Here is a 2,550-nt window from a genome sequence, read left to right on the forward strand (position 1 = left end):
CCTGCTTTATGTGCTGAGTTACAGAAAAAATATCCTGCTGAAAAATTTCCTTTACTGGATAGTATTGTAAAAAAAGTCTTGTGTTATCACAATACATTGGGAACGGGTAAAAGCAAATTCAAAACTTCAATAATTCTTGTTAAAGATTATAAAAAAATCTTTGCAGTAACAAATTATCAGCATTGTATATCGAGAATATTACGTATATGGGGGATGTAATGAATGTAGCTTTAATCTTTGCGGGTGGTTCTGGGACTCGTATGAACAGCAAAGGAAAACCTAAACAGTTTTTGCAGTTTTACGGAAAAGAATTGATTGTTCATACTCTTGAAAACTTTCAGAATCATCAGAATATAGATGCCATTACTGTAGTTTGTATTGAAGAATGGATTCCTTATTTGCAAAAACTTGTTACAAAGTATGAAATTGATAAAGTTCTCAGAATTGTTGCAGGTGGTAAAACTGGTCAAGAATCCATTTATAATGGCTTAAAAGCTGTTTCGTCATTGAACTATGATAATCCTGTTGTCCTAATTCATGATGGAGTCCGCCCTTTTGTAAATGAAGAACTTATTTCAAGCTGTATAGAATCTGTAAAAAAATATGGATCTGCTATAACGGTAACTCCAGCAATTGAAACAATTGTTACGATTGATGATAACAAAATACAGAGTATTACTGACAGAAGTAAATGTTTTCACGCAAAAGCTCCACAATGCTTTTATCTGAATGATATACTTTCTGCACACGAAAGAGCTATTTCCGACAAACAGACGAATATAATCGATTCTGCCAGCTTGATGAAACTGTATGGTTATGAGCTTTTTACCGTAAAAGGTAACTTTGACAACATAAAGATTACTACGCCTGCGGATTTTTACACATTCAAAGCTTTGTATGAAGTTCGTGAAAACCAGCAAATTTTTGGATTATAGAATATGAATAACATTGTCATAGAAAAAGATATTGCCGACTTAGTTAAAGAAACTCATTATTTTGAACCATTCGAAAATAGTTCTGTTCTTGTAACTGGTGCAACAGGTTTAATAGGTTCAATTTTAATAAAATCACTATGTAAATATAATGATGAGCATAATGCAAATATTCGGATTTATGCTTGTTGTAGGTGCAAAGAGAAGTTTGCTTCTGTTTTTTCTGATAATGAAAGAAATTGTGTCTTTCCATTGTTTGGGGATATAAGAAATATCAGTATAAAAGATATTGAGTTGGATTATATTATTCACGGTGCTAGTTTTACAGATTCTAAATCTTTTGTAGAAAAACCTGTTGAAACTATTGATATAGCAATTTCTGGCACAAAAAACTTGCTGGAACAATGCCGAAATAAGCACTTAAAAGGATTTGTTTATTTAAGCTCTCTTGAAGTATACGGTTCTTTTACAGATTTCGAAGGTATTAAAACAATTTCAGAAAATGATTCTGGATATATTGATACAATGTCGGTTCGTTCCAGTTATTCAGAAAGCAAAAGAATGGTAGAAACACTTTGTGCTTCATATCATTCTCAATATGGTGTGTCTGTGAAAATCGCACGATTGTGTCAGACTTTTGGAGCTGGAGTTAGTTATAACGATAATCGAGTTTTTGCTCAGTTTGCAAGAAGTGTTATTGAAAAGAAAAATATAGTTCTTCGTACAAAAGGCGAAACCGTCCGCAACTATTGTTATACTACTGATGCAGTTTCTGGAATCCTAACAGTACTTGCAGAAGGTAATTCGGGAGAAGCCTATAATATCGCTAATGAAGAAACGACTATTTCTATTGCGGATATGGCAAAACTTGTCTGCACGCTTTATCCAGAAGCAAATGTGAAAGTTCTGTTTGATTTAGCAGACGATGTCTCTAAACTTGGTTACAATCCGATTGTAAAAATTCGACTTGTTTCTCAGAAATTGCAGAAGTTGGGATGGACACCAAAAATTGGCATTGAAGAAATGTTTAAGCGATTGATTGAATCGATGAATTCAGCGGAGTAATTTAAAATATGAATATTGTATTTTGTCTAGATAGCAACTTAATAAAGCAGGCAATTATTCTTTTAAAATCAATTATTACAACAAACTCATCTGAGAATCTACATTTTTTGCGCTTCTCTTGAATGTAGATAAATCTGGTGTTGAAGCTTTGCAAAGTGCGGTTAATAATAGAGCTGTATTATCTGTGTATGAAATGCAAAATGAATTGGATGCATTACCAGTTCCAGACAATCGTCTGACACTAGGTGCTTATCTCCGATTTTTTATTGAAAAAAAACTTCCTTCAGATGTTCATAAAGTTCTTTATTTTGATTGTGATATTATTGTTGTTGACTCGTTAATGGAACTGTACGAAACAGATATTTCTGATTTTTCGTTGGCAGCTGCTTTTGATGTTGAATGTGATGACATCTGCCGTTATAACAGATTAGATTATCCATTTAAAGATGGGTATTTTAATTCAGGTGTTATGCTGATTAATCTTGACTATTGGAGAAAACACTCTATTAGTGAAAAAGCATTAAAATTTGTAATGGAAAATCCAAACGGTAGC

The 2,550-nt window shown here is 32.7% G+C and carries 4 protein-coding genes; all 4 read left to right on the plus strand.

Features of this window, described 5'->3' with window-relative positions; translation table 11 throughout:
- The coding region (locus tag MSI_RS15105) for a hypothetical protein (RefSeq protein ID WP_039925060.1) at positions 1-219 on the plus strand (219 nt) is incomplete at its 5' end.
- Positions 219-935, plus strand: a complete 717-nt coding sequence (ispD, locus tag MSI_RS13255; protein WP_009108116.1) for a 2-C-methyl-D-erythritol 4-phosphate cytidylyltransferase — start codon at positions 219-221, stop codon at positions 933-935. The genes MSI_RS15105 and ispD, both read left to right, overlap by 1 nt.
- A 3-nt stretch (positions 936-938) precedes the next feature.
- A complete protein-coding gene (locus MSI_RS13260; protein WP_009108118.1) occupies positions 939-1,997 on the plus strand; it encodes an NAD(P)-dependent oxidoreductase in 1,059 nt (352 codons plus the stop codon).
- 118 nt (positions 1,998-2,115) lie between these two features.
- Positions 2,116-2,550, plus strand: a 435-nt coding sequence (locus tag MSI_RS13265) for a glycosyltransferase (RefSeq protein WP_202799349.1), incomplete at its 3' end; no start/stop codon positions are given.

It is taken from the genome of Treponema sp. JC4 (genome assembly GCF_000260795.1).
GTDB lineage: Bacteria > Spirochaetota > Spirochaetia > Treponematales > Treponemataceae > Treponema_D.

Bases quoted from the DNA above. Each gene is read 5' to 3' on its own strand.
- ispD (WP_009108116.1), top strand. From the start codon at position 219: ATGAATGTAGCTTTAATCTTTGCGGGTGGTTCTGGGACTCGTATGAAC.
- MSI_RS13260 (WP_009108118.1), top strand. From the start codon at position 939: ATGAATAACATTGTCATAGAAAAAGATATTGCCGACTTAGTTAAAGAA.